Below are 25,742 nucleotides of genomic sequence, written 5' to 3'. Positions count from 1 at the left end.
GCTGCTACCGCCCCGGCGTGCTGTCGCGCACGACCGGCTCCGCAGGGAGCAGTAGCCCGCTCGCCGGGGCGGCGGCGGGGTCCTCGACGGCGGTGATCAGCCGGTCGACGAGGGCGTGGGCGATGGCGGCCAGGGGCAGGCGCGCGCTGGTGAGGGCGGGCTGGAGCAGCGTGCAGAGCGGGATGTCGTTGAAACCGGTGACGGCGACGTCCTCGCCGACGGTGAGGCCGGCGGCGCGGACGGCCTGGTAGGCGGTGAGAGCGAGCCAGTCGCTTGCGCATACCAGGGCGGTCGGGCGGTCGGGGCCGGTGAGCAGGCGCTGGACGGCGTGGGACAGCGCGGCCGGGTCGTCGTCGGGGACGCCGACCTCGAAGGCGCCGTCGGGGGCGGCGGCCGCGGCCTGCAGGAAGCCGGCCCTGCGGTCGGCGAGCCAGGGCAGGGACGCGGCGGAGTTGAGGTAGCAGATCCGGCGGTGGCCCTGGTCGAGCAGGAGTCCGACCAGGGCGGCGGTGGCGGCGGTGGAGTCGATGTCCACCCAGTTCTGCGGGCGGCCGGGGGCGGTGCGGCCGAAGGCCGCGAACGGGAAACCGGCCTCCGTGAGCACGTCGACGCGGGGGTCGTCGTGGACGACGTCGGAGAGGACGAACCCGTCGACCTGGCGGGCCGCGATCAGTCCGTTGAAGGACCTGGCGACCGCTCCGGCGCCCTGCTGGGGGTCGGAGCGGAACACCAGGATGCGGTGGTCGACCGCGTCGGCGGCGGTCACCAGCGCCTGGAGGAAGCCGCCCATCAGAGGGTTCGGGTCGGCGGGGTTGTCGGCGGGGGCGGGATAGCCGATGACCTTGCGGGTGCCGGTGCGCAGGCTGCGGGCGGACTGGTCGGGCTGGTAACCGAGTTCGTCGATGGCGGCGGTGACCCGGGCGAGGGTGGTGGCGCGCAGTCGGTGGGGTGCGTTGAGGGCGTTCGAGACGGTCTGGCGGGAGACGCCGGCCGCGTGTGCGACATCCTCGATGGTCACCTGTCGAGCGGTCATCGTTCCTCTGTGGTCGGCGGGCTGAGGGCGGCGGGTGGCTGCCCCCAGGCCGCGGCTGTCAGTGCTCGCGGGTCAGGGTGAGCAGGCCACCGGTCGGCACGGTCACCGAGTTCACCCCGGCGACGAGGTCGAGCACGGTCTCGGAAAGGATCTCACCACGGCAGTCCTGGACGCGCGCGAGGGCCTGTTCCGGTCGCGTGGCGGTCAGGAGCACCGCAGGGTCGCCGTCCGCGTTGGCGACGAGCAGGGTCTGCGGGCCGTCCGCGGCGTGCCGGTCGGGGAGGGCGACGGGCAGCGGCGCGTAGCGTGCGACCACGGTGGTGTGGGGGGCGTGGGCGCGGACCAGGGGGTAGCCGAGGTCCGGTCGCGTGGGTTCCAGGACGCCGAGCTGGAGGACGTCGGCGTACTGGCGGAAGACGCCGAGCCAGAAGCGCAGGGCGGCGAGCTGGTCGGGGCTCTGGGCGGCGAGGTCGACGGAGATCTGCGGCACCGAGAACAGGGCGTTGACGAGGTGGACGGCGATGGCCTCGGGCGTCTCGGCGGAGTTCCACATGATCATGTCCGCGTGGACGGCGAGCGGGCCCGCGGTGAGCCGGCAGTCGACGGTGCGCTGGCGGTTCTCGGCGGGGCTGAGCGGGCAGTCGGTGGCGCGGATCATGGTGGCGTACGGCCACAGCCCGGGGCTGACGTACGGCTGGCGGTGCTCGACGATGATGTCCGGCCGGGTGCGGCGCAGGCGGGCGTCGAGATCGGCGAGCAGTTGGAGCACGCCCTCGTGGACGGCGGTGTGGTCGGCGCCGGCCGGGGCGGGCGGGGGGTCGGTGACGGCGAAACGGTCGATGAAGTCGAGCTTCAGACCGTCCACGTCCCACTGCTCGACGGCGCGGGAGACCTTCTCGACCAGGTACGCGCGGACCTCGGGGTGTCGGGGGTCGAGCACGGCCGCCTCCAGGTCGGGCTCCTCGCGCAGGATCATGTCCTTGAAGCGGTCCCAGGCGTCGTTGTGCCTGCCGATGAACGGCAGTGCGTACCACAGGAGGTAGGCGAGGCCGAGCCGGTGGACCTCGGCGACGTGGGCCGCGGGGTCGGGGAAGGCCGCCGGGTTGGGCTCCCAGTCGCCGCAGTGGCCGTAGCCGCGGGCGCGGTCGGTGGTCTGCCAGCCGTCGTCGACGATGATGCTCTCGCAGCCGACGGTCACGGCGAGGGCGGCCTGGCGTTCGACGGCGGCCGTGTCGACGTTCTGGTGGAGGCTGTACCAGGTGGAGTAGGCGGGCATCCGGGCGGCGGGGGCGGTGCCGGGGTGGTGCAGGCCCTCGCCCCACCAGGCGGTGACGGCCTGCAGGGTGGCGGCGAAGTGGCGGCCGCTGAGGTCGATCCGCAGCCGCAGCGGCGGCCCGTCCGCAGTGAGGTCCTGTTCGACGGTAAAGGCGAACTCGCCGCTCTCCTCCACCACGCCGGCGCCGACGCGTACGGGTGCGGAGGTCTCGCCGACGGCTGCGGTGCACAGAGCGCGGTCGTCGGCGCCGATCAGACTGGCGAGGGGGGCGCCCAGAGCGAGCGAGACGGTCCGGGGGGCGATCCAGGACGGTGGCAGCCAGCGGGAGGCGTTGGTGTCGGGGGTCCAGTAGGCGGTGGCCGCGACGCAGGGGACCCGCCATTCGGCGCGGACGGTGGCCGCGGCCGACGCCGTGACCTCGATCAGGACCACGTTGTCGCCGACCGGGGTGACGGCGGTCTCCAGCCGGTCGCAGCCGAGCCCGGTGAGGTGGACGGTGAGCGGGGCGTCGGCGGAGTCGAGCAGGCCGGTGGCGAGCCGCCGGTGGACGACGGTGTCGGGGGTGGCCATGGTCGGCGTGTTCGGGCGCCAGGCCGGGACGGGCTGCTGCGGGGTGACGTCCTGCGAGGCGGCATCCGGCTCGGTGGGCGCCTGCGGGCTCTCCATGAGCTCGTCGGCGGGGCGCGGTTCGGTGGGCACGGTGGTCACTCCTTGGTGGCCCCGGCCAACAGGCCGGAGATGAACTGGCGTTGCAGGACGAGGAAGAGGGCCATCACAGGGATGGCGGCGATGCCTGCGGCGAGCAGGACCTGCGCGTAGTTGGTGGTCGACAGCCCCTGCAGGGTGGCGGTGGCCACGGGCAGCGTGTACATCTCGGGGCTGCGCAGCGCGATCAGTGGCCAGACGAACTGGTTCCAGCTGCCGAGGAAGACGAACAGCGCGAGTGCCGCGATGATCGGCCGGTTGACCGGGATGACGATCCGCCACAGCACCCGTAGTTCACCGGCGCCGTCGACTCGGGCCGCGTCGAGGAGTTCGTCGGGCATGGAGCGCAGTGCCTGCCGCATCAGGAAGATGCCGAACGGGGTGACCAGACCGGGCAGGATGATGGACTGGTAGGAGTCGATCAGGCCCAGTTCCATCATCATCTGGAAGATCGGGATCAGCATCACGGTGTCGGGGATGACCAGGGTGCTGAGCAGCAGGACGAAGAACAGATTGCGCCCGCGGAACTCGAACTTGGCGAAGGCGTATCCGGCCAGCAGCGAGACGGCGACCGCACCGATCGTCTGGATGCCCGCCACCAGCAGGGTGTTGAGCAGGACCCGGGTCAGCCCGATGGACTCCTCGAGTCCGCGGAGGTTCTCCATGAGGTGACCGCCGGGCAGCAGTTTCGGCGGCCAGGAGAACACGTCCTTGTCCTCCTGGGTCGCGGCGACGGCGAGCCAGTAGAACGGGCCGACGCAGAGCGCGAAGGCGCCCGCGAGCAGCAGGGTGAGCAGGGGGCCACGGGGCTTCACCGACGCTCTCCCATCAGGCGGACCTGGAGGATGCCGAGCACGGACACGATCAGCGCGAGTGCGTAGGCGATGGCCGAGGCGTAACCGAAGTCGAAGTACTTGAAGCCGTTGTTGTAGAGGTACATGGTGACCGTCAAGGTGGCGTTGTCGGGGCCGCCGCCGGTGAGGACGTACGGCTCGTCGAAGAGCTGCAGGGTTCCGATGGTGGAGAGCACCACGGTGAGGAGCAGGATCGGCCGCAGCTGGGGAAGGGTGATGGAGACGAAGCGGCGGACCGGTCCCGCGCCGTCGACCATCGCGGCCTCGTACAACTCCTTGGGAATGCCCTGCAGGCCGGCGAGGTACATCACCGCGTTGTAGCCGGTGTAGTGCCAGGTGATGACGAGGACGACGCCCACGCGGGCCCAGAAGGGACTGCCGAGCCAGTTCACCCGGTCGACGCCGAACAGGGAGAGGACCCAGTTCAGCAGCCCGGCGTCGCGGTTGAGGATCACGGAGAACATCACGCCCGCGGCGACCAGGCCGGTCAGCGAGGGGACGAAGACGCCGAGTCGCCAGAGCGGGCGCAGCCAGACCTTGGTGGAGTTGAGGGCGAGGGCGACGAGCAGGGCCAGGCCGAGCATCAGCGGCACCTGGACGATCAGGATCAGCGCGGTGTTCTTCAGCGCGGTCCAGAACAGCGGATCCTCCAGCAGGCGCCGGTAGTTGGCGAGTCCGGCGAAGTTCCGGTCGTCTCCGCTTCCGGTGGTGAGGCTGATCCAGAGCGAGGAGACGATGGGGTACGCCTTGAAGATCGCGAAGCCCAGCACGGCGGGCATGATCAGCAGGTACGGGACGGAGCCGCGGGTCAGCAGCCGGCGGCGGCGCGGGCGGGCGCGACCGGTGCGCGGGGAGGTGCCGCGGCCGGCCTGGGTGACGGTGGCGGGAGCGCGTTCGGGCGGGGCGAGGGACATGGTGGTCAGGCCGCCTGCTGCCGGCCGGTCTGCTGGGCGAGCCTTTCGGCGGCGTCCTTGAGGGCGCGGGCCGGGTCGGCGCCCTTGACCAGCACCTGGCTCTGGGCGTCGCTGGCGAGCTTGAGAGCACGGGCGTAGTCGGCGGTGAAGTTGGTGGCTTCGGAGCCGGAGGAGAGCGTGTCGACGAAGGTCTTCAGCACCTTCTGGCCGCCGTAGAACGGGTGGGGCGCGCTGAACCTCGGATCGTCGTACGCGGCGCTGAGAGCGGGGAAGACGCCGCCGGAGGTGAACATCCGGTTGATCTCGGCGGGCTTGGTGAGCGCGTACTCGATGAATCGCCAGGCGGCCCGGCGGCGCTTGCTGGAGGCGGCGACGGCCAGGTAGGTGGAGTTGACGATGGCGCTGCGCCCGCCCCCGGGAACGGCGGCGGGAGGCTGCATGACACGCCATTTCCCTTTCTGGCCGGGGAACTTGGTGGCCAGGTACTCGACGGCCCAGGCGGGGTCCGGGGAGGTGGCGAGCTTCCCCTGGCCGAGCAGGCGCTTCATGGTGCCCTGGCCCGCGGTGTCGGCGAGCAGGCCGCCGTCGTTGAGCCGCTTGATGACGGTGAGGGCCTGGACGGCTTCCGGGGAGGCGAGCGTGATCTTGCCTTCCCGGTCGAAGTAGAAGGCGCCCTGGAGCTGCATCAGGTTCTGGAAGAAGTCCATGTCCGGGGTGGTGCCGGGCTTGTCGAGCCCGAGCAGTTGGGCGCCGGTGGCGGCGAGGATCTCCGGTCCGGCGGCGATCAGGTCGTCCCAACTGCCGATGTCCTTGGGGTCGACACCGGCCTTGTCGAAGTAGTCCTGCCGGTAGAACAGCCCGAGCGGGTTGACCTCCCAGGGGAGGGCGTGGGCGGCCTTGTCCTCGCCTATGACGGTCGGCCACAGTCCCTTGCCGAAAGCGTCCTTGTACCGGTCGGCGCCGAGCTTGGACAGGTCGGCGAGGCCGTCGGGGAACTTCTCCAGGTAGCCGGGCAGGTAGTCGACACCGATGTGCAGGACATCGGCGAGTCCCTTGCCGCTGGAGGCGAGGCCGACGGTGATCTTGTCCCAGATGGCCGGCTCGCCGACGTCCTGGATGTCGACCTCGATGCCGGGGTTGTCCCGCTTGAAGGAGGGGACGACGCCGCGCAGGGCTTCGGCCGCGGTGGTCCAGCTCCAGACGGTGATCCGGCCGCTGTCGCCGTCGGCGCCGACGTTGCCGCCCGATCCGTTGCCGCCGCAGGCGGCCAGGCCGAGCCCGGCGGCGGAGGCGGTGGCGAGCTGGAGCAGTTGGCGGCGGCTCAGTTGAGGGGACATATCGGCTCCTGGGGCTAGTGGGTGGTGTGGTGAGTGAGGGTGTGCAGTGCCTCGGCGAGTAGGTCCGCCGCGGCGGCCGGGGTGGAGGCGTGGGGAGACAGTCGGATCCACTCGTCGCGGCGGGTGGTGATCAGGCCGGCCGCTTCGAGGGCGTGGTGGACGGTGGCGGGGTCGTGGCCGGGCAGGCGGAAGGTGCCGATTCCGGCGCGCTCGTGGGAGCCGAGTCCGTCCAGGAGGATGTCGGCGCCTGCCCGCCGTGCGCGGTCGAGCAGGTCGGCAAGGGTGGCGCGGATACGGGCGCCGACGGCGGCCGGGCCACCTTGGTCGAACAGGTCGTCGATGGCTGCGCCGATGGCCGCGGCGGCCGGGAAGTCCGGGTTGGTGGCGAGGTGGGCGGCGGCCCCGGGCAGCGGCGGCGCCGGGTGACGAGGCGCGAAGGGCTCCTGGACGCCGGCCCATCCGCCGAGCCCGGGAGCCAGACGCTCGGCGCACCGGTCGCGGATCAGCAGCAATGCGGCTCCCCAGCCGGCCCGTAGCCACTTCTGGCCGCCGCTGACGAGGATGTCGGCGGCGTCCGCTTCGAGCGCGATGGCGCCCAGGCCCTGGATGGCGTCGACGATCAGCAGCCGCTCGGGCCCGAGGATCTCCTTGAGGGCGGCGAGCGGCGCCAGGTGGCCGGTGAGCGAGTCGACGGCGCTGACGGTGAGGGCGGTGACGTCGGGCGTGAGGTGGCGGCGCAGGAGGTCGGGGGTGATGTGCCGCTGCCCGGCCGGCTCGACGAGGCGGACCGCGGGGCCGCCGCGGTCGGCGAAGCGGAGCCAGGGGTAGAGGTTGGCGGGGAACTCACCGCGGGGCACCAGGACGGTACCGGGGCCGTGGAGTGCGGCGGCCACGGTGAACAGGCCGTTGCTGGTCGACGGGGCGAGGGCGATTTCGTGCCGGTGGGCGGCGAGCAGCCGGGCCGCCGAGGTCCGGGCGGCGTCGCTGAGGGCGAACAGCCGGTCGAGGTCGGCGGGGTCGACGCGGGCGGCGAGCGCGGTCGCGGCGGCGAGCGCGGCGGCGGCCGGGCCGGAGAGCGGGCCGACCCTGGCGTAGTCGAGGTAGCCCTCCCTCGGACCGTGGGCGGGAGCTCGAGCGGAGGCCGCGGGGATGGCGGCTTCGGGTGCCCCATGGATTTGATCGTTCAAAAAATCTGCCTAACGGTGCTTGGTGGTGCACTTCAAGGAATTTGAAGGATCACATTAGGGAGACCGGGTCGGCCCGACAAGGGGTTCGACACGACTACTTCCCAGCGAGCCGGACCGGCTTGGCCCCGCGGGGCCGGTGGCATGCGCGAGCCCGTCCCGGTTGCGTGGATCCGGTACGGCGCCGCCCGCCTGACGGCGTGGAACCGCATCCACCCCGGACCGGCCACCCGCCCGGCATGGATCGCCATGTGTTTCTAAGGACGTTTTTGGGCCCCAGTCGACGGAAGTTTTCTGGCTCCATGGTTGGGCTGGAGGGGGCGTGAAGCGGTGTGATTCACGCCCCTGTAGCAAGGTGATTTGGCCCCACTTCGATCGAGTGGTTCCGGTGGCTCTGGGGGTGGGGTCTCGCGGTAGTTTGGGAGTCTCGGCCAGCTCTCGTGAGCGTGCCCCCGACAGGTGCGTGGAGGCTGCCGACCCGGCTCGACTCAGACCGTGGACCGCCCAGTGTCCGCGGTGGCTGGACGAGAACGGGCGTTGGTCCGGCTGGCACTGGGACCCGGCGGCCGGACCTGGAACGGCTGCGGCCGGCCTCTCGACAGGGAGGCCGGCCGCAGTTGTCCACGAGGGTTAGCTGTGCTGCCGTAGCTAACCCTGGCGGGACGTGCGCAAGGACGCGTCCAGGATGGCCATGAGCTGTGCAGCACGGCTCTTCCCAGTCGGCGCAAGCGGGTATCTGTTGAGGACATCGATCAGGACGGGTGTAGCGCGTTGTCGAGCCTCCTCGATCAGTCGGAGCCCGACGCCGAAGTCATCGTCCGCGTTCAATTCTCCAATGCGCGCGGCGCTCGCGGCGGCTCTGAGGATGTGACCCACTTGAGTGGCTTTCGCGATCGGATGCAGGTAGGCCGCGGAGGCGGCGTCTCCGGCAGCGCGTGCAGCCAGTCGTGCGGCTTCCGTGGGCGCGTCCTTTGCCGCCCGGTGGGCATCCAAGGAGGTGACGCGTTGCAGTTTGGTCCTTCTGGCGCCGTTCACGAACTCCCGTGCGGCGTCGACGGCTGCACGAGGCCGAGGATCGCCGGGGTTGGCATCCTCGAATACCGGAAGAACCTCCTCAGCACTCTCCAGCACGTAGTGCGCGACGACGCGCAACTCGTCCATGGTCAGTTCAAAGTCCCCAGGCCCGATCGTCATGGACACGATCCTCCCATCGGGCGATCACCGGCGGTCTCAGACGGAGACTCCGGGACACATCCTTGCCGAGGACCAAGGCATGGTCAGCTGCGGCGCCGCTTGCGCTGGGTCTGGGTGAACCGGTAGGACTCGGTGCCGGTCTCGACGATGTGCGCGTTGAACGTGACGCGGTCGACGATCGCGGTGCAGAGGCGGGGGTCGGTGAAGGTCTGCTTCCACTCCGAGAACGGTGCGTTCGACGCGATCGCGATAGCGCGCCGCTCCTCGCGCTCGGTGAAAATCTGGAACAGGAGCTTCGCCCCTGCCTTGTCCAGGTCGAGATAGCCGAACTCGTCCAGGCAGAGCAGATCGACCCGCCCGTAACGGGCGATGGTCCGCGAGAGCTTCTTCTCGTCGGCGGCCTCGGCCAGCTCGTTGACCAGGTTGACCGTGGTTGTGTAACGGACCTTCAGCCCGGCCTCGGCCATGGCGGTGCCGATCCCGATCAGCAGGTGGGACTTGCCGGTGCCGGAGTCACCGATCAGGCAGAGCGGCTGGCCCGCCCTGACCCAGGCCGGGTCCTACAGGGTGCCGACGAGCTCGGGGGTGACGTTGGGGTTCTCCTCAAAGTCGAAGTCCTCCAGCCGCTTGGGCCGAGGGAAGTTCGCTTCCCTGACCAGCCGCAGTTTGCGCCTCTCCTCGCGCTCGGCGCACTCGGCCTCCAGCAGGTCGGCCAGGAAGTCCTTGTAGCTGGAGCGCTGGCGCATCGCCTCGGAGGCCATGTCCTGGACCCGGCTGCGGATCGTGGGCAGGTGGAGGGTGCGGCATGCCTCGTCAATGGCGGTGTCGACCGCCTCCTCCGGGCCGGTGTCGCGGCGGGGCGAGGGGATCTGGGTGGCGGTCTCGGTCGTGGTCATGCGGTGTCCTTCGGTTGGCGTTTCAGCAGCTGGTCGTAGTGCGAGACCGTCGGCAACGGTCGTTTGTCCTCGGGCAGCTGGGCCCTGCGGGCGGTCAGGGAGACCACCCCGCTGGGCTCCGCCCAGGGCGGCGGCTCCGCCTCCTCGTCGCTGTCCTCGGCCGGTTCGGGGACCAGCGCGGCCGCCTTGCGGGCCTCGACGGCGACGACGTCCGCAGTGGTGGCGCCCGCCCGGATCGCGGCGGCCATGCCCTGCTGGACGGCCGCCGCGGGCATCCGCCGGTGCAGCAGCAGCACCTCGATCAGCGCCCGGGTCCCGGCCGCGTCCCCGTGCGCCGCCCGGGCCGCCGCCCAGAACGCCTCGTGCACTTCGGTGAACGAGCCGTTCTCCCGCGCGGTGACCAGCGCGGTCGATCCCGCCATGGCTCCTGGCTTGGCCAGCAGGATCTCCAGGTAGTGGTCCAGCTCGTCGCGGAACTCCCCGCGCCGGGTCAGCCGCGGGTGCCGGGCGGCGATCTTCCGCTTCTCGAACACCAGCAGCTCGTTGCCCCGCAGTAGGACCCGCACGTTCTGGCCGATGAAGCGAGCCGGAACGGAGTAGTGGCACTGGCGGACGGTGATCCGGCTGCTGCGGTCGACCTTCGGCGTCAGCGTGATGCCGCACTCGAACTCCTCGAACGGCAACGGCAGCAGGAGATCGGTCTCGGAGACGAAGTTGAACCCGACGCTGGTCAGCCGCCCCGACAGAAGGCGCTCGTCCTCCTCGGCGTCGATCTCCCGCAGCCGGTCGTTCAGGGCCTCCAGCGAGGCAATGTCGGGGACGGGGACCAGATGCGTGCGCCGGAACCGGCCGCCTTCCTGCTCGACCCCGCCCTTCTCGTGGGCGCCTTCCTGACCCGGGATGCAGTAGAACGCGTCGAACCCGTAGTGCGACCGGAACGAGGTCCACCGCTCCGATTCCACCCTGCTGCGGCCGGTGCAGACCCGGTTGACCGCGGGCTTCAGATTGTCGTAGCGGATGTGCCGGGACGGGACACCGCCCAGAACGTTGAACGCCTCGACGTGGCCCTCCATGAACGATTCCTGGGCCTGGGAGGCATAGACCCGGTGGACGGCCTTGCCCGAGTAGGACATCCGCAGCGTGAACAGGTGGCACTTGGTGACCTCACCGGCCAGCCGCACCCAGACGTCCGCGAAGTCCACCTCCGCTTCCTCGCCAGGCAGATGGACCTGCGGGACCATCCCCGCCAGGTGACGGCGTCCCTCCTGGTCCTCAATCTGGATCTGCGGCCGGCGGAGCGCGACGTAGTCCGACACGGTTGAGTAGGACACCAGGTCGAAATCGTGCTCCTGGGCCAGCCGCTGGAAGATGCGGCGGGCGGTGTGCTTCTGCTTGCGCGGCGCCGCGAGGTCCTCCCGCAGCATCGCGTCGATCCAGCCCTTGGCCGGGTCCAGCACCGATGCCCGAGGCGCCGGCTTCTTCCTCGGCGGCGGAACCGCCGAGTTCAACGCCTGACGAACCGTCCTGCGGTGAACCCCGTACTTCTCGCCCAGCGTCCGCTGCGACACCTCCGGATCAAGACGCTTGTCTCTCCGGATTGCGGCATACAGCTCCGCCCGCGACAAACCCATCCCGGCCTCCCGACATGACCGTGACCACAAACCAGCACAGCCTCCGACAAGACCGTGATCGACTCACAAACCCTGCCGTCGCACGGCGGACGGAGCAGTGCATTCACTCCAAAGAGGGCATGGCGGGCGGCCATGCACGGAGGGTGGAGCCAGATCAACTTCTTACGCCGTGGAGCCACTTTCCGTCCGTGCGGTGGAGCCCAAGGAAGTGCTTACAAACAGCCATGAGAGATCCCTCCTCCCCGGCCCCTGCCGGGGCCGCCAGAGGTGTCCACCACTCGGGGACAGGTCCCGCCGGCCTCGCTCCCCAACGACGGCCATACCCGGCTCTTCGGCCAGGCCGTGGCGACAGGCTGCCCGCCCTCGGCCGAATTGGTGGTCCGGTCGGGGACAGGGTGCGCGAAGCGCCCAGGGCGGGTATCCGCAGCGGTGAGTGGCGGGTGCGAACCCGTCTTCTGGCAGACGGACGGACAAAGGTGGCACGTGATGAATGACCGACCGAGTTCCGGCACGGCTCGGCCCGAACACGCCCGCAGCACCGACCCGGCCATGCTGGGTATCTACCTCAACGACCACCTGATGGGCGCAACCGCGGGGGTGGAGCGGGTGCGCCATCTGGTGCGCGCCGTTCGCGGTTCGGCGCTCGCCGGGGCGCTCGGACCCGTCGCCGCCGAGATCGTCCAGGACCGGACGAGTCTGCTCGGCATCATGAGGGACCTGGGCATCCCGGTGCGGCGCTACAAGGTCTGCGCGGGCTGGACGGCCGAGAAGATGGCGCGCCTGAAGAGCAATGGCCGCCTCGCGCGGCGTTCTCGGCTGAGCACCTTTCTCGAATTGGAGATGCTACGGCTGGCGGTGGAAGGCAAGGCAGCCGGATGGCAGACCCTCCGCCGGCTTACCGACACCGAGAAGCGCCTGGATCCGCAACTGCTCGACGACCTCATCGACCGGGCTCGGCGACAGCAGGGTGTAGTGGAGGAGTGGCGCGTCCGACAGGCCGCTTCGGCCTTTGGGACGGGTTGACGCGCTCCGCTGCGCGCCGTGTGGCTCCCGGTGGAGTCCGAGCACGGCTGACAAGACGGCAAGCCCCCCGGGGCAGACGTGTGTAAGCGTTTCGGGCAGCAGAGCATGGTGCCGGCCCGGCGCCCGGAAGGTGGCGGGCCGGCGAGGCAGACCCCGGAGTGAATCAGCCTGCCTGGCCGGTTCCTCGGCTCGGGCCCGGGTGCCGGCGAGGCGGTAGGAGTCCGTGCCGATCATCGCGCCGTTGAAGCTCCGGCCGTCGACGACGGCCGCCCAGAGGCGAGGATCCGTTGATGTCTTGGTCCAGCCGCCGAAAGATTCGTTGGACGCGATGGCGACGCTGTCCTTCTCCTTGCGCTCGGTCAGAACCTGGAACAGCAGCGCGGCGCCGTGCCGGTCCGGCTTCCGTGTATCCGAGCTCATCGATGTACAAGAGATCGACGCGGCCATAGCGGGCGATGCTCTTTCGACCTGATGGTGGATCGGTTCGACCGGCTCGAGCTCCCGGCTCGTGAGGGTGTGTTCGAAAGACCGCGTCTTGACGCCGGGGCCACTGCCGGCACACGCCGGCATCAGGGCCGCCCGGTTCGCCGAGTTCATGGCCACCAGCCGTCCTCGCCAAGCCGAAACAGCACCCTTCCGGATACCTGAGAAAGCGTCAGAGCGTCGAAGCCGGGTTCGCCGCCCTGGCGATCTGCCGCAGGTGTTCCTCCTCCTCGTGGCTCAGCGAGGTCTGGATCAGCTCGCCGCCGAACTGCGCCACCGCCGGGATCACCTTGTCCTGCGTCGCGGAGCGCACCAGCGCGAACACCGCGGCACCGCCCGGCGTCATCTTCTGCCCGACCTGGCGCATGAAGTTGTCGTCCACACCCGTGTCCGTGGACGCGCCCACGGCCGCGCCGGTCGCGCCGCCGACCGCCGCGCCCAGGAACGGCATGAAGAACAGCAGCCCGATCACACCGCCCCACAGCACGCCCGAGGCCGCGCCCATCCCCGTGTTCGACACCGCCTGGTGCAGCTTGACCTTCCCGTCCTCGCGGCGCTCCACCACGACGATGTCCTCCAAGTCGATCAGCTTCTGCTTCTGCAGGCCGATGAGCTCGTCACGGACCGTCTGCGCGGTGGCGACATCCGGGTAGGCGATTGCGAAGAGGTTGCTCACGGCGGACTTCCTTCCGATGGGCATTGAATACGTCTTCCAGAACATTAGCCCTGATTCACCACGTATGTAACCGTTGCCCGCCGCTCACCTCTCCGCCTGGTGCCGAAACGCACGGACCGTAAGAACGCATCCGCCGCAGGCGCCGCCGCCGGGTCCTCGTCCAGCACCGTCCAGTGCCCGGCTCCCGACAGCAGTTGCACGCGAAAGGCCCGCACGGCTTCCTCCACTCCTTCCGGAACGTTTCGCAACGATCACGACGGCCGCAGAGACGCGAGGAAGAGCCCCCGCTCACACGATCGGACGCAGCTCCCCACGACACGTCGAACTGCCAGGGAGAACGGCGTACACGACGGTCAGCGGCTTTCCGTGGGTCTGGTTCTGCCGTACCGCCTCGTAGGGCCGTCCGCCTGTTGGTGTCTCGTCCCGGTGGAGGTCGGCCGATGTCATCGGGGGCGAGCGAGTGCGGAGCGAAAAACCAGGTCGACGGTGGTCACTGTGGTACTCGATCATGCGTTCATGCCTCTGAGAGACACCCTTGCCCGAGTCGATGCAGACCTGGCTGCCGGCCGGGTCCCCGTCGCGCGCCAGCGCCTGCGCGGGCTGGTGTCGTCCTTTCCGAACGACCTGATGCTTCGCCGGCGCCTGGCCGAGGTCTACCGCCTGTACGGAGAGCCTGCAGAAGCGGGCCGTTGGATGTACCTCGAGCAGGACCGGGAGGCAGCTGAGACCTCCGCCTTCGAGGCGAGGTACCACACGGCTCCGCAGCGCATGCGGGCGCTTGCCTGGCAGGGCTCGGAGTCGCTTGCCCGCACCATCTTCGCCAAAGAGCAACTGGCAACAGTACGAGCAGCCTGTTCCGATGTCATGGGGAACCCTGTCGACTGGGACATGGTGCCTTCTGGCGAGGAGGCAGACAGCAGGGGAAGTGGCATCGCCGACTTCCTGGCAGGGGCCGGATGTCTGGTGGCGGTCCTTGCGTTCCTCGCGATCTGGGTAAACGGGCTCGTTGCCCTCTTCGACTGACTCAGGTCACCGGTGACTCAGGTCACCGGGCCCGTGTATGGGCTCGACGTTCGGTGAGGCTGCAGAGAACCGCCGTGAACAGGCATCCGGCGACAAGTGAGCTCGGCGACGACGATCCAGCCGACGCGCCACACCCGCACCACCACGGCCGCGGACCGCCGCAGCATCCTGGCGCCGCCGGCGGGAAGTCGTCCGCGTGCTGGAGGAGGCCGATGCCCGGCTGGAGGACGGTGCCGCCACGACCGTGTACACGGACCCGGCCGGCGATCTCCGCCTGCGGCAGGTACCCCGCGGCGGCGTCGCAGAAGACCACCCGCGCGGCCGGGACGTCACGGGCCTCGGCGTACGAGGCGATGGCGCCGAGCCTTCCGAGCAGGCGTGTGCTCATCGAGCCGGAGGTGTCCAGGACGACGCCGAAGGTGCAGCGGGCGATGTGCCGGGCTCGTGGCCGCCGTGTGCGCGGCCGTTTCCATGGCGCCGGCCCCGGCCGGCGCGGCACAGGCCCCGAGACCCGCCGGGCCAAGGCCGGTCGTGGCCGGCGACGGCGACCAGAGCCGCCCACATCTCGTTCGGGTACAGCGCGACGCTGCTTGAGCCTCGCGGCGAGCCGGGATCCAGGCGGAGGCGCCGACTGGCGGGGAGCCGTACCCGCCTGGCCGGCGGGGCACCGCGGTGTGCACCCTGCGAGCGCGCTCACGAGCCCCCATCACCCAGAGTTACGTCACAGGAGAGTGATGGCGATCTCCCGGTTGATTTCTCGACGGCTTCATAGCCGGCACCGGCCTGGCCCTCGACACCCCAACGTCACGCTGACGACCCGAAGTCGGTAACGGAGATTTCGCGCCGCTCAGTCGGTGGCGGACAGACGGAACTCCAGGATGTCCTCATCGCCGAGGACCTGCCCGGTGGGAACGAACCCGGCAGAGGTGTAGAGCGCCCTGGCCGCGATGTTGTCCGCGCGTACCCCCAGCCGCAGCACCGGCGCGTCGAACGCGTCCCGCACGTGGGCGATGACCTGCTGGAGAGCGGCTCGTCCCAGACCCATTCCCTGGTGATCCTTGTCGATCATCAAGCGGTAGAGCCACATCTGACCGTCGTCGGGATCGGGACCGTACATCGCGAAGCCCACGGCGTGCTCATCACGCATCACCGCACGGGTCACGAAGCCCGGCAAGAAGCGACTTTCCGCGATCGAGTACAGGTTGGACGCGATGAGGTCGCGCTGGTCGTCAGCCACCGTCAGGTCGGCCACCTCCTCCCAGGTCTCCCGGCACAGGTCGTCAAGGCTCACACGAATCGACATGGGTTATCCCTAACGGATCTCCGTGCGGGCCGTCATGCGAATATTCACACGATCAGGTACATCTGGGCATGCAGCGGGTCTTCCAGACGCTCATGGAAGCGGTGATCGCCGAGGCCGCGGCACGCGACGACGTCGATCTCAGCCTGGTCAGCGCGGATTCCACCGTCGCCCGCGCGCATCGCCACGTGGCGAGCATGGCGGTCGACCCGGAGCTCCTGAAGGACCTGGAGAAGGCCCTGTCTTGCGGTACGGAAGTCTTCAACGCCAATCGACAGACAGAGAGGCGGTCCCGAAGGCAGTGCTGCGGCGCCGGCTGCTGCTGGTGCTGTTCGCGCTGGGCACGAACATGGGCATCAAGCGGGTCGCGGTCACCGGCAGGCACGGCGAGAGCGAGGCCGTCCTGCGCCGGGTACGGCACCTGTTCGTCAACTGGACCAACCGGGATCGGGTTCGTCGTGGATGGTCAATGCTCCGGCGAGGTCGAGGTCGGCGACGGTGCCGTGTGCCCCGGCGCGGACGAGCAGCACTGCGCCGAGCGCGGTGCTCCAGAACGTCCTGGCTTCCACGTTGAGCGGTCGACGGGCCCTCCAGCCGCGACGGTCGACGAGCTGACTCACGAAGCGCTCGGACTGCTGGAACAGCAACTGGAGGTGCTGGTCGACCACGGGGGCGAGTTCGGGCTTGGAGATCCCGGCGGCGAGTGCTCGCGCGACTGACGGGAGCGAGGGCATGGCCAGTACGGCGCGGGCGATGTTGCGCCGAAATGTCGCCGCGTCGGGGGCTTGGCGACCGATGCGCTCAATCCGTCGGGCGTCGTGCAGCAAGCCGAGAAAGGCGGCGTGCACGAGGAGCGAGTCCTTGGAGCCGAAGTAGTAGGTGACCTGATTGGGGAAGACGCCTGCCGCGTTCGCGATCTCCGCGACGCTCACCTCGGCGCCGGGTCGCTCCTTGCAGAGCCGTGCAGTTGCCTCAATCAGCCGGCGCCTCGTCGCGCGACCGCGGTCACGCGACCGAGCCGACGTTGACCGAGCTTCGGTTCGCTTCTTCTCCACCCCCAAATTGTATGTGATACAACAAGGGCCTGTTCACTTTTGTATCGCATACAAGAAAGGTTGAAGCTCATGCACCGGACTGAAGTCGTCGTGACCGGACTCGGCGCGATCACACCACTCGGGGCAGACGTGGCCTCCACCTGGGACGCCCTGCTGGCCGGCGAGTCCGGCATCCGTGGCGGCGTCCTGCGTGGTCACGAGGAGGCCGGCCTTACCGACATCGTCGCGGGGACGATGGCGATCGAACCCGCCGAGTTGCTGCTGCCGGTGCAGGCCAGACGGCTCGACCGCTCGCAGCAGGCGGCCTTCGCCGCGGCGGCCGAAGCCTGGGCCGATGCCGGCGCCCCGGAGGTGGACCCGGACCGGCTCGCATCAGCGATCGGCACGGGCATCGGGGGCGTACGGACGCTGCTGAAGGAAGACGACGTACTGGAGGCGGCCGGGGCGCGGCGCGTCTCGCCACGCACGGTCCCGATGCTCATGCCCAATGCGGCGGCGGCGCTGATCAGTATCGAATACGGTGCACGGGCCGGGGTCTACACGCCTGTCTCGGCGTGCTCTTCCGGTGCCGAGGCGATCGCCCTGGGGGCCAGGCTCATCCGCGCCGGCGAGGCGGACGTGGTCATCGCGGGCGGGACCGAGGCCGCGATCACCCCGATCACCGTTGCCGGGTTCGCCCAGGCGCAAGCACTGTCGCGATACACCGCCGAACCCGCTTCAGCCTCCCGGCCGTTCGCCGCGGACCGCAGCGGATTCGTCCTCAGTGAAGGCGCCGCTGTCGTGGTGCTCGAAAGCGCCGAGCATGCCGGTGCCCGAGGCGCGCGCGTCCACGCGGTACTCGCAGGCGCCGGCATCGCCGCCGACGCCCACCACATCACCGCGCCCGCTCCCGACGGCTCCGGTCAGATCTCGGCCATGCGGAAGGCTCTCGCGCAAGCCGGCTTGGCTCCCGAGCAGATCAGCCACATCAACGCCCATGCCACCGGAACTCCGGTCGGTGACGTCGCCGAGGCGCACGCGATCGGGAAGGTCTTCGGCCGCGCCACCGTGACAGCCCCCAAGGCGGCGCTCGGTCATCTCTTCGGCGCAGCCGGCGCGATCGAAGCGCTCGTCGCCGTCCTCAGTGTGGAGCACGGCGTCATCCCCCCGACCCGCAACCTCACCGCGGCCGGTGTCGGCCCCGACATCGACCTCGATGTCGTCGCAGAGCGACGAGACGTCACCCAGGAGGCCGTGCTCAGCAATTCCTTCGGCTTCGGTGGGCAGAACGTCTCGCTCATCGTCACCGGTGCACGGCACCACGCGTCCCGTACGGCCTCGACGACACCGGCTTTGTCATAGGCAGTGGATACCCTGCGGGAATGAGTGACGCGATGTGGGATGCCCTGGCAGCGACACCCCTCCCGGAAGTGCGGCGCCGCGCGGCCGTCGTGGACGACCTCGCCGAGGTCGAACCGGTGACGGTGACCGGCGCACGCCGTCTGGCCTGGAACGACGGCGGCGGCCAGTCCGCGGTCTGGTACTTCGCGGAGGACGGCCGCGTGCTGCTGCTGACGTTCGACCACGAGTCGGCGCTGAATCTGTACGCCGAGGAGGATTTCGCCCTTCAGGAGTCCTTCTACAAGGGCGTCCCCGAATCCCTCGTCGCCCTGGTCCGTGACCGTCCCGAGAACTACGAGTCGCTGAACCTCACGGACTCCGCGACGGGCCGGACGATTCACTACGCAGGCGGTGTCTTCTGGTACGACGGCACGCGCTGGCACGTGTCCGACGGCCTGGCGGAGTACTGTCGCCGCGAGGATGTGGACCTCTTCGGCGAGTCCGGCTTCGACTACTGCCTGGACGTGTACCGCTTCGGCCAGGACTTCACCCCGGAGACCGTGGTGGCGATCCGGGAGGAGGACGGTCTGTACAAGGACGAGAAGGAGAAGGAAGCGGACCTGCCCGGCGTTCGCGAAGTCTTCACCCGGCACGGCTAGGGCGTGTTTCGAAAGTGGCGTCGTCCGCCCGAAGGGCGGCGCCCGCGGCGTCCGGTGCGGTGCATCGCAAGGCGGAGGGTCGTCCTCGTACGGGGCGTACGTGGACGATCCCGACAACGTGGCGAGGCGCCGTGCCAGGCGTCGCGGGCCAGACGGGACTTTCGAAACGCGCCCTACTGGAGGTGCGTTTCGGCTTTGCTCGCTTCTTCGCCGGGGGCTTCCCCGACCTCTTCCCACCGGGCTTCGTCTCGTGGGGATCGGCGTGCGCGCCGGTCTCGCCACGCGCTTCCCGGGTGCCCGAAGTGCAAGGTTTGACCGACACCGCGCGGCGGGGCGTTGCGCGGACAGCGTGGCTCGGCTGGCTGCCTCTCTTCCGGTGCACGTTGCGGCGCTGACGATCGCCCTGCTTGTGGCTGTCGGCGCGGTCATCGATGTGGACCGGATCGGTGACTCGGGTGCGAAGGCGGTCTGGCACGGCCGTTTCTCAGCGAGCGAGTCGGGCGGTAGGCGGTAACGCGGAAACAACCGCGGAAGCCCGGCTGAGCCCCTGTGGTGCGTCGAACCGGCCGGACGTTCTTGCGTTGTGTGCGGCCGATCTCGCGGCTTGGCCAGGGAGTCGGTGCAGTTGGTCGAGTGCCTGCTGGAAGGCGGCTGCGTGCTTGGCCTCGTCGGCGGCCGTGTCCCGGAAGCAGCGGGCAGCCGCGGTGTCGCCGTCGACGGAGGCCCGCTCGGCGAATCCCGGGTACGGACCGGTCGCCTTCGGTGTGCTTCCCCGGTGATGGCCTTGCGCAGGTTCGTCTTTGTGGTGCGGACCAGTCCGGCCAGGACCGCTTCGTCGGCGAAGCGCTCGTGCAACTCCACCTTGGCCGTGCCCTCGAACCGGCGGGCCGGTGCGGGGCTTCTGCGGCGGCACGGTCAGTCCTCCGGAAAGGCGACCGCACCTGTGCCGGAACTGGGCACGCGCGGCCCGCGCAGAGAACCGGCTGCAAGGGCCAGCTCTGTCGATGTCCGAGCGAGGCGGGACGGGACAAGTTCCCGGGGCGCTGCTCGTGGCATTCGCGGCCTCCGAGAATGGCGCAACAGCCCTGGTAGGCGCTGGGTCCGGGGCTGACGGGTCGCAGATCCGGGCCTCTGGCCCTTCGCGTGCGCACGCCGACGACACTCGAGAACAGGGCGTCGGGGGAAGAAGCGCCCGTAGTCAGGATGAAAGGCTGATGGTCATGGCGCGGGCTCGTGGACGACGACAGGGGGCGCCGAGCGAGGAGACATCCGTACCGACGAGGCCGGCACCGTGACCGGCGACCTGACTTTCCACACCACCTGGGAGGGCAGGCAGCCGACGTGACGGTTCGGGGTAGCGGCACCTCCCGGTGGTTCACGCTGGTCGGACGTCCGGCGCCCTGCCGTACAGAACAGGTCAGCCGGAGCCTGCATCAAGTGGCGGACGAAGCCGTGCGGTACGGCGCCAGCCGCGCCGTACCCCGGCCCGGGGAGCGAGCAGACATCCCCGATCGACGGCCGGTCGCCCCCGGAAGAGCCCATGGTCATCCGCGTGTTCTGGGTTCGCTGTAGCGCAGCAGTACGGCCACGCCCTCACGCAACTGCACCTGTTGTTCGGGTACCACGACGAGTTCGGCCTTCGTGCCCACCAGGGCGCGGGTCAGGGCCGCGTCGGCGCGTTCCTCACGGACGTCCTGTACGCCGAAGGAGCGTAGTTCCCGTTCCGTGAGGGCGAGCTGGCCGGGGCGAGGGCCGACCCGCAGGCGCAGCGTCGACTCGGGATGGTTGTTGAGGAAGAGGGCCTTGACCTGTCCGCGCTGCAGGGCTGATATGGCGGCGGAGAGGCCCTCGGCCGCTGCTCCAGCGCGAGCCTGCTGAGCGAGGAGAGCATCCAGCAGGGCCCGGTCGTGCGCGGCCATGCGTCCGCTGAAGAGGCTTTCGAGCCGCTGCTCCATGAGCGCCCTCCCGGGCCGGGACTTGCCCACGCCTTCCGCGGTGGTGACCTGTCCGCGCAGGGACGCGGGAAGCCGGTGGACGAGGATGCCGCGGGCCCAGACATCTCCCGCTACGACCACCGCTTCGGCGTCGATGCCGCGTGCGTGGCCCTCCAGCACCCTCCCGATCACCCCGGCAGCGTGCAGCCAGTCGGCCGCGGGGGTCTCCTCGTGCAGGAGGTGCTCCGGTGCGACCTTGGTCAGGGGCCAGATACCCGCCTCGGCGTCGATGCGCACAGTGCCGGTGGCGCACGTTGAGTGACGGCCGCTGTAGTGGACGTGGACCGCCAGGTACGGGATACCGGGCGCGTGTTGAACGAGCAGCGGCATGGTGTCCGGCAGTGGTCCGAAGTGCGCCGTGTCCCGTGCGGGCGGGGCGGGCAGCTCATCCAGCAGAGCCAGTCGGCCGTGCGCCGCGAACACCGCCTGCCCGTGGGTGCCGGGGACGTCCGCGTCGCTGCCCACCACGCGTGCCACCGCGGTGACGGAGCCCTGGTCCGCTCCCTCGGACGTCAGCGCGTCCCGCAGATGCCGCCAGCGCAGTTCTACGGCGGCCTCGGGATCCTCGACAGCGCTGTCGCGGGAGGTGTCGAGATACACCGAGGCGAAGGGGCCAGGCTGCTTGTACAGGGGCTCCAGAAACGAAAGCCTCATGGTCGCTCCTGAGTAGGCCGTCGATCTCCCGGGCGAGGACGACCGCGTTCCCACGTCGAACTGGTGGACCGACGTGCGAAGTCGCACACGGCAACCTCCCCATGAACTGGGCCCGTCACCCACCCGGCCAGTGTCACACCGATCCGATCAGCCTGCCGCCGGGCGGATGCGGCAGCCCGCAGGCCCGCCCGCCCGGCGCGACAGGGTCTCCTCCCGGAGGGAGACTCGGGGCGAAGGACTGAACACGAGACCCCGTGCCGCGATGGCGGGGGTCCTTGATGCGCTTCCATCCGGCGGGGCGCGCGCCCGTGCGGCTGCCTCGGGCGCCCACTCCGTGCCGTATCCCTCGCCCCTCGAGGAGAAAGCTCGCAAAGGAGACAGCTCGCATCCCCGATGGCATCCATCGATGTGAGCACCGCGGTGGCCGTCGCCGAGAGCGGCCTTGATTCGCCTGGCCTGGCCGCTCTGCCCGCTCGACCGGCGGACCATACGGGCACATCGAGCCTCCGGGAGGAGCGGGCGAGGTGACGCCGAGACGGTCGGACGACGTGAGAGGGGAGCCCGGTGATGAGGGTCTCCGAACTGATGAGTTCACCGGCGGTGACCGCCGCGCCTGCAACGTCCCTGCGGGATGTGGCTCGGTTGATGGACGCGCATGGCGTCGGTGCCGTGGTGATGACGGAGAGTGGGTTCCCGGCCGGCATCGTCACCGACCGCGACCTCGCTCTGCGCGCCCTGGCCAGCGGTCTGGACCCCGAGTCTCCTGTCAGCGGTGCGATGTCGAGCCCGGTGATCACGGTGGATGTGAATGACGGGGCCCAGGAGGCGTACCGGATCTTCCGCCGGTGTGGTGTGCGCCGCCTGCCTGTCCTGGACGAACGGCAGGTCATCGGGGTCCTGACCGTCGACGACATGCTCATGGACGTCTTCCGCCGGATGGCCGACCTGCTCGGCGGCCCCATCGCCTGGAGCGTCCTGGAAGAGCTTCCCGGCCCACCAGGGCAAGAGGCCGGCCCTGGCATCCCGTAGGAGGCCCCTCGTACGGGGTCTCCTTCCGAGCCGGAGTACGAAGCGGGCTGCCTGTGGGGGACTGGGCTCAGTCGTGCCGGACGACGGCGACGGAGCCACGTTCGGATCGCTGCCGTCTCCTGCCGTCGTCAGCGGCAGGTGGGTGACCATGAGGGGCGCTCGGTGCGCGAGCGCCCGCGCCGCCGTGTCCGTACGGCTGCAGTCGCGAGGGTGACGACCAGGAACGAGACTCCCAGTCACCGCGGCGATGTGCCGACTGCGGTGTCGGACTCCGCGCCGAGGTCATGGGTGACGTCGACGACACCGTCGACGCTCTCGCACAGGCGTAACGCGACGGGGATGAGGCCGCCATGCGGCATGGTGCCGCTGAGCGTCACCCGTCCGCCGGTGACCTGGACGGTGATCGCGCCGGGAGCCACGCCAAGAGTTCGAGTCAGGACGTCTGTCGTGATCTCCTCGCGGATCGCCGGGTCGCGCCGCAGGAAGACACGCAGCAGGTCACCACGGCTCACGATGCCCGCCAGCCTGCCGGTCTGCGCCTTGGGCACGGTGACGGTCAGCACGCCGTCGCTGAGGGTCGGGCTGACGTCGTCCGACCTGACGTCGGACGGCAGGAGCGTGTGGTACTCGGAGTGGCCGGTCCGCCGGGTGCTGCGGCGCAGTACCCCCTCACGCTCCCGCTCCTTGAGGTCTCCCCTGATGCGTAGTTCCCGGCCACTGATCTCGATGTCGATGTCGACGTCGTCCCGCTCGACGCCTGGGAGTTCCGCCTCGATGACGTAGGCGTCGTCGGTGTCCCGCATGTTTGCCGCGGGGGACCACGCGAGTGCGGCCGGTGTGGCGGTCCTCGCTCAGCAGCGCGGGCGGCGAGGGCCGCTGCGAGGCGAACGCGCGCAGCCTTCCCTGGTGGTCAGGTGCCGGGCGGCGTCCGTGTCCACCGTGTCCGCCATCGTCATGAACGCCTCCAGGGGTTCTCCAGCGGGTCGAACAGGCCGAGTGGATCACTTCTGCCAGCTCCTCCGACTCGGCCGGCTCCTCGGTGGCGGCCTCGTCGACCGGCTCGGGCTCAGCAACCGCCGGAGGCAGAGGCGTGGACGGGCCTGCTGCCCTGGTGCGGGCCGCGCCCCGGCGGTCCCTCTTCGCGGCCTTGCCCGTCCGCGGCCGGCCCGGCCCTGCGTGTGCGCGGGTCAGCAGTGCGGCGACGGCGTCGGCGATCTCGGCCTCGGTGGCGCCGGGCAGCTCGCCGAAGGGCACCGGGACGCGCTTTAGCCTGAGCCTATGCGAGGGGCCCGCGCCGCGGCGACCCTACGCCCGCCGGAGGATCGAGTCGATCGCGCAGCTCGTGTTCTCGATACCCTGCACGCAGAAAGTGCCTTGCGCTTGGACCGACAGAACCCCTCGAGAAGGTTCATCGTCCCAGCTCAGAAGGCACTTTCGTATTTCCTCCCCGCCTCCGGCCTCATCACCCCGCTTGCCGTCAACAGCGGCCGGAGCGGCGGGTTTCTGCATGAGGAGGCGTACCAGTGGGTGCGGCCGGTGGACATGCTCAGCGATGAGGAGTGCACCCTGCCCTTCGCGGTCGGCATGGACCTGAACACCGCGTTCCTCGCCGCCGCGGCCCGCCTGGTCGTCGGCCTGTCCGCCCCCGACCACTTCGTCGGCCCGAAGTTCAAAGATCCCCGGGAGCTGGCTGGTCGACCTCAGCCACATCGAGTTCGACCCGCGCCGGCCCTCGCCGTTCACGCCGGACGGCTCCGGCGCGCCGTGAAACCGGACCGCACCCGCAGGTCCGCGCCCGAGCGGCTGCTCCACCGACTCTCCGCCGCACTCCGAGCGGCTGCAGAAGGCCGCCCGTCTGAATACCTTCCATGTCGATGCGGCTACGCCGCGGTCTCGGTGATGAGGACGGCAGCGGTTGTCGGGACCCGGACGTCACTCGTGGCCGCGACGGTCACGGCGTCCCGGACGGCCCGGGCGACTTCCAGGGGATGGCGGCCGGGTACGACCGCGAGCTGGACCTGAATGTGTCGGGTGGACGGATCGTCCTGTTGCGTCACCCTGACGGGGTGGCCGCCCAGTGGGGCGGTGAGGCGGGCGACGCCCGGCACGGCCGACGCGACGTCGGCCAGCTCTCTGAGCGGCCCCCGCAGGGGTTCTGTCTCGGTCGCGGGGGCCGAGCTTCGCGTGGGCGCATTTTGGGACGGGGGCGTCATGACGTTCTCCGCGGTCTGCGATCCTGCGTCTGCCTCCGCGTCCTCATGGAGATCCGTGACGCGCAGATCGACTGTCACAGCGCTCAGGCCGAGTTCTTCGTCGGCTGCCTTGAGCAGGGTCGTCCTCAACTGTTCGGCGGCTTGAGGTACGGGCAGTGTCACGGATCCTGTGAAGGCCGCCTCGATCCTGAGCGGGCCGGACGGGAGCGCGCTGGCAGGCGGGCGAACGGCCGATTCGAGCACGGGTGCGTGCGGGACCGGTCCGATGCGCATGCTCTCCAGTCGAACGCCGGGAACCCCGGCGGCCTTGCGCCAGAGAGCCCGGACGGCCGCCTGTTCGGTGATCCACGTGCCGTCATCCGGCCCTCCGAGCGGCAGCAGTCGCCCCAGGCTGAACGCACCGCGTACTGACTGCATCAACGCCTCGGTCTTCACCTCTTCCACCCTCTCCCTCGACTCACGACGACCGGATAAAACGGTCTATAGCGAAATATAATTCGACAAGGGGTGCGCGGCTGACTTCTCGAGGGAGGAGTGCCTGATGTCTGAGCACACCGGCGCAAAGTACGGCGGCGCGCCCGGTTCTCGTGGCCGGACATCCATCGCCGATGTGGTGGTGGAGAAGATCGCCGGGATGGCGGCACGGGACGTGCGCGGCGTCTATGCCCTGGGCAGCGGGTTCGCGCGCACGATGGGATCCATGCGGGAGCGGATGCCTGGCGCCGGTAGTGGCAAGTCCGTCACCCGCGGGGTCAGCGTCGAGGTCGGAGAGGTGCAGACGGCCATCGATCTGGAGCTCGTCGTCGACTACGGCGTCTCGATCACGGACGTGGCCGGGGCAGTGCGGGAGAACGTGATCTCCGCGGTGGAGCGGATGGCGGGTCGGGAAGTCGTGGAAGTCAACATCATGGTCGGTGATGTGAAGCTGCCCGACGAGGAGGACGAGGGGCAGGAGCGGCAGCGGCTCCAGTAGCCGAACGGAGTCGGCTACCAGGTGAAGGAGCGTGTGATGAGCAGATCCGTGGTGGGTTTGGCCCCGCCGGAATGGCGCTGGGCTTCGCCGCGTACTTCGGTGGCTTCTGGGCCTTCCTGCTGGTGACGCGGGAGCGCTGAGTCGTTTCTCCGAGCCGGCCGGTCACGTGCCTCCTGGCCACCGCACACTGCACGTGAGGGCGGTGGTGCGGAGGGCACCGGAGGGGAAGGGCTCGGAGAAGGCGGCTGTGGCTGGAGCCTCACGCGGAACCGGAGCGGATCCTGGACCGACTCGACCGGGACACGCTCGCACACGC

21 protein-coding genes and 4 pseudogenes are annotated in these 25,742 nt (G+C 69.9%); 7 read left to right on the top strand and 18 right to left on the bottom strand.

Going from position 1 to position 25,742, the window contains the following annotated elements:
- Positions 1-4 precede the first annotated feature (4 nt).
- The 9 genes and pseudogenes from ACGF2V_RS07960 to istA all read right to left on the bottom strand — a co-directional run bounded on the left by ACGF2V_RS07960 (position 5) and on the right by istA (position 11,024).
- Positions 5-1,033, bottom strand: a complete 1,029-nt coding sequence (locus ACGF2V_RS07960) for a LacI family DNA-binding transcriptional regulator (protein ID WP_362704615.1) — start codon at positions 1,031-1,033, stop codon at positions 5-7.
- Positions 1,034-1,091: 58 nt separating this feature from the next.
- On the bottom strand, positions 1,092-3,008 hold the full coding sequence (locus tag ACGF2V_RS07955) for a glycoside hydrolase family 36 protein (protein WP_362704613.1): 1,917 nt from the start codon (positions 3,006-3,008) through the stop codon (positions 1,092-1,094).
- Between the two features lie 5 nt (positions 3,009-3,013).
- Positions 3,014-3,829, bottom strand: a complete 816-nt coding sequence (locus ACGF2V_RS07950) for a carbohydrate ABC transporter permease (protein WP_362623176.1) — start codon at positions 3,827-3,829, stop codon at positions 3,014-3,016.
- Positions 3,826-4,782 (bottom strand): sugar ABC transporter permease, encoded by a 957-nt coding sequence (locus ACGF2V_RS07945; protein ID WP_362623177.1) that lies wholly within the window; start codon positions 4,780-4,782, stop codon positions 3,826-3,828. Before ACGF2V_RS07945 ends, ACGF2V_RS07950 begins: the two co-directional genes overlap by 4 nt.
- Before the next feature lie 5 nt (positions 4,783-4,787).
- On the bottom strand, positions 4,788-6,119 hold the full coding sequence (locus ACGF2V_RS07940; protein ID WP_362704610.1) for a sugar ABC transporter substrate-binding protein: 1,332 nt from the start codon (positions 6,117-6,119) through the stop codon (positions 4,788-4,790).
- Between the two features lie 14 nt (positions 6,120-6,133).
- Positions 6,134-7,306 (bottom strand): aminotransferase class V-fold PLP-dependent enzyme, encoded by a 1,173-nt coding sequence (locus ACGF2V_RS07935; protein ID WP_362704608.1) that lies wholly within the window; start codon positions 7,304-7,306, stop codon positions 6,134-6,136.
- A 645-nt stretch (positions 7,307-7,951) separates the two neighbouring features.
- A complete protein-coding gene (locus tag ACGF2V_RS07930; RefSeq protein WP_362704605.1) occupies positions 7,952-8,497 on the bottom strand; it encodes a putative immunity protein in 546 nt (181 codons plus the stop codon).
- 83 nt (positions 8,498-8,580) lie between these two features.
- Positions 8,581-9,258 (bottom strand): annotated as a pseudogene (gene istB, locus ACGF2V_RS07925) (IS21-like element helper ATPase IstB).
- Between the two features lie 131 nt (positions 9,259-9,389).
- Positions 9,390-11,024, bottom strand: a complete 1,635-nt coding sequence (istA, locus tag ACGF2V_RS07920) for an IS21 family transposase (protein WP_362704603.1) — start codon at positions 11,022-11,024, stop codon at positions 9,390-9,392.
- A 486-nt stretch (positions 11,025-11,510) separates the two neighbouring features.
- Between istA and ACGF2V_RS07915 the strand changes: the two genes are divergently transcribed.
- Positions 11,511-12,047 (top strand): hypothetical protein, encoded by a 537-nt coding sequence (locus tag ACGF2V_RS07915; protein ID WP_389047165.1) that lies wholly within the window; start codon positions 11,511-11,513, stop codon positions 12,045-12,047.
- Between the two features lie 174 nt (positions 12,048-12,221).
- On the opposite strand, the pseudogene ACGF2V_RS07910 reads toward ACGF2V_RS07915, so the two are convergent.
- Both ACGF2V_RS07910 and ACGF2V_RS07905 read right to left on the bottom strand, forming a co-directional pair.
- Positions 12,222-12,510 (bottom strand): annotated as a pseudogene (locus ACGF2V_RS07910) (ATP-binding protein); the annotation flags it as partial.
- A 192-nt stretch (positions 12,511-12,702) separates the two neighbouring features.
- On the bottom strand, positions 12,703-13,206 hold the full coding sequence (locus ACGF2V_RS07905) for a DUF1269 domain-containing protein (RefSeq protein ID WP_362623184.1): 504 nt from the start codon (positions 13,204-13,206) through the stop codon (positions 12,703-12,705).
- A 516-nt stretch (positions 13,207-13,722) separates the two neighbouring features.
- Between ACGF2V_RS07905 and ACGF2V_RS07900 the strand changes: the two genes are divergently transcribed.
- On the top strand, positions 13,723-14,229 hold the full coding sequence (locus tag ACGF2V_RS07900) for a DUF6584 family protein (protein ID WP_362704600.1): 507 nt from the start codon (positions 13,723-13,725) through the stop codon (positions 14,227-14,229).
- Between the two features lie 169 nt (positions 14,230-14,398).
- On the opposite strand, the pseudogene ACGF2V_RS07895 reads toward ACGF2V_RS07900, so the two are convergent.
- The 4 genes and pseudogenes from ACGF2V_RS07895 to ACGF2V_RS07880 all read right to left on the bottom strand — a co-directional run.
- Positions 14,399-14,752 (bottom strand): annotated as a pseudogene (locus ACGF2V_RS07895) (hypothetical protein); the annotation flags it as partial.
- 324 nt (positions 14,753-15,076) lie between these two features.
- Positions 15,077-15,532: a GNAT family N-acetyltransferase gene (locus ACGF2V_RS07890; protein WP_362704598.1), complete on the bottom strand. Its 456-nt coding sequence runs from the start codon at positions 15,530-15,532 to the stop codon at positions 15,077-15,079.
- A 44-nt stretch (positions 15,533-15,576) separates the two neighbouring features.
- Positions 15,577-15,717, bottom strand: coding sequence for a hypothetical protein (locus tag ACGF2V_RS07885; RefSeq protein ID WP_362623191.1), 141 nt, complete (start codon positions 15,715-15,717; stop codon positions 15,577-15,579).
- A 240-nt stretch (positions 15,718-15,957) separates the two neighbouring features.
- Positions 15,958-16,584 carry a TetR/AcrR family transcriptional regulator C-terminal domain-containing protein gene (locus ACGF2V_RS07880; RefSeq protein WP_362623194.1) on the bottom strand — a complete coding sequence of 209 codons (627 nt, stop codon included), beginning with the start codon at positions 16,582-16,584 and terminating at the stop codon, positions 15,958-15,960.
- A 69-nt stretch (positions 16,585-16,653) separates the two neighbouring features.
- Here ACGF2V_RS07880 and ACGF2V_RS07875 point away from each other — a divergent pair, with 69 nt between their 5' ends.
- Positions 16,654-17,925 (top strand): beta-ketoacyl-[acyl-carrier-protein] synthase family protein, encoded by a 1,272-nt coding sequence (locus tag ACGF2V_RS07875; RefSeq protein ID WP_362704595.1) that lies wholly within the window; start codon positions 16,654-16,656, stop codon positions 17,923-17,925.
- A gap of 20 nt (positions 17,926-17,945) precedes the next feature.
- Positions 17,946-18,563: a hypothetical protein gene (locus tag ACGF2V_RS07870; RefSeq protein ID WP_362704592.1), complete on the top strand. Its 618-nt coding sequence runs from the start codon at positions 17,946-17,948 to the stop codon at positions 18,561-18,563.
- Positions 18,564-20,107: 1,544 nt separating this feature from the next.
- On the opposite strand, the gene ACGF2V_RS07865 is transcribed toward ACGF2V_RS07870, so the two are convergent.
- Positions 20,108-21,211, bottom strand: coding sequence for a hypothetical protein (locus tag ACGF2V_RS07865; RefSeq protein ID WP_362704589.1), 1,104 nt, complete (start codon positions 21,209-21,211; stop codon positions 20,108-20,110).
- 567 nt (positions 21,212-21,778) lie between these two features.
- On the opposite strand from ACGF2V_RS07865, the gene ACGF2V_RS07860 reads away from it, so the two are divergent.
- The gene (locus ACGF2V_RS07860; protein WP_362704586.1) at positions 21,779-22,240 is read left to right on the top strand and encodes a CBS domain-containing protein; all 462 of its coding nucleotides are present in this window, start codon (positions 21,779-21,781) and stop codon (positions 22,238-22,240) included.
- A gap of 236 nt (positions 22,241-22,476) precedes the next feature.
- On the opposite strand, the gene ACGF2V_RS07855 is transcribed toward ACGF2V_RS07860, so the two are convergent.
- Positions 22,477-23,043: an Hsp20 family protein gene (locus ACGF2V_RS07855; RefSeq protein ID WP_362704583.1), complete on the bottom strand. Its 567-nt coding sequence runs from the start codon at positions 23,041-23,043 to the stop codon at positions 22,477-22,479.
- A 606-nt stretch (positions 23,044-23,649) separates the two neighbouring features.
- On the opposite strand from ACGF2V_RS07855, the pseudogene ACGF2V_RS07850 reads away from it, so the two are divergent.
- Positions 23,650-23,996: pseudogene (locus ACGF2V_RS07850) on the top strand (transcriptional regulator); the annotation flags it as partial.
- Between the two features lie 124 nt (positions 23,997-24,120).
- On the opposite strand, the gene ACGF2V_RS07845 reads toward ACGF2V_RS07850, so the two are convergent.
- The gene (locus ACGF2V_RS07845; RefSeq protein ID WP_362625351.1) at positions 24,121-24,897 is read right to left on the bottom strand and encodes a hypothetical protein; all 777 of its coding nucleotides are present in this window, start codon (positions 24,895-24,897) and stop codon (positions 24,121-24,123) included.
- A 97-nt stretch (positions 24,898-24,994) separates the two neighbouring features.
- Here ACGF2V_RS07845 and ACGF2V_RS07840 point away from each other — a divergent pair, with 97 nt between their 5' ends.
- Positions 24,995-25,426, top strand: a complete 432-nt coding sequence (locus ACGF2V_RS07840; RefSeq protein ID WP_362625350.1) for an Asp23/Gls24 family envelope stress response protein — start codon at positions 24,995-24,997, stop codon at positions 25,424-25,426.
- The last annotated feature ends 316 nt before the right edge of the window (positions 25,427-25,742 follow it).

The organism is Streptomyces sp. NPDC047982 (assembly GCF_043204165.1).
Taxonomy (GTDB): Bacteria; Actinomycetota; Actinomycetes; order Streptomycetales; family Streptomycetaceae; genus Streptomyces.
This window is presented reverse-complemented; position numbering and strand designations above follow the sequence as displayed.

Coding starts and splice junctions, on each gene's coding strand:
- ACGF2V_RS07960 (WP_362704615.1), bottom strand. CDS start 1,033: ATGACCGCTCGACAGGTGACCATCGAGGATGTCGCACACGCGGCCGGC.
- ACGF2V_RS07945 (WP_362623177.1), bottom strand. CDS start 4,782: ATGTCCCTCGCCCCGCCCGAACGCGCTCCCGCCACCGTCACCCAGGCC.
- ACGF2V_RS07940 (WP_362704610.1), bottom strand. CDS start 6,119: ATGTCCCCTCAACTGAGCCGCCGCCAACTGCTCCAGCTCGCCACCGCC.
- ACGF2V_RS07930 (WP_362704605.1), bottom strand. CDS start 8,497: ATGACGATCGGGCCTGGGGACTTTGAACTGACCATGGACGAGTTGCGC.
- istA (WP_362704603.1), bottom strand. CDS start 11,024: ATGGGTTTGTCGCGGGCGGAGCTGTATGCCGCAATCCGGAGAGACAAG.
- ACGF2V_RS07915 (WP_389047165.1), top strand. CDS start 11,511: ATGAATGACCGACCGAGTTCCGGCACGGCTCGGCCCGAACACGCCCGC.
- ACGF2V_RS07900 (WP_362704600.1), top strand. CDS start 13,723: ATGCCTCTGAGAGACACCCTTGCCCGAGTCGATGCAGACCTGGCTGCC.
- ACGF2V_RS07890 (WP_362704598.1), bottom strand. CDS start 15,532: ATGTCGATTCGTGTGAGCCTTGACGACCTGTGCCGGGAGACCTGGGAG.
- ACGF2V_RS07875 (WP_362704595.1), top strand. CDS start 16,654: ATGCACCGGACTGAAGTCGTCGTGACCGGACTCGGCGCGATCACACCA.
- ACGF2V_RS07870 (WP_362704592.1), top strand. CDS start 17,946: ATGAGTGACGCGATGTGGGATGCCCTGGCAGCGACACCCCTCCCGGAA.
- ACGF2V_RS07865 (WP_362704589.1), bottom strand. CDS start 21,211: ATGAGGCTTTCGTTTCTGGAGCCCCTGTACAAGCAGCCTGGCCCCTTC.
- ACGF2V_RS07860 (WP_362704586.1), top strand. CDS start 21,779: ATGAGGGTCTCCGAACTGATGAGTTCACCGGCGGTGACCGCCGCGCCT.
- ACGF2V_RS07855 (WP_362704583.1), bottom strand. CDS start 23,043: ATGCGGGACACCGACGACGCCTACGTCATCGAGGCGGAACTCCCAGGC.
- ACGF2V_RS07840 (WP_362625350.1), top strand. CDS start 24,995: ATGTCTGAGCACACCGGCGCAAAGTACGGCGGCGCGCCCGGTTCTCGT.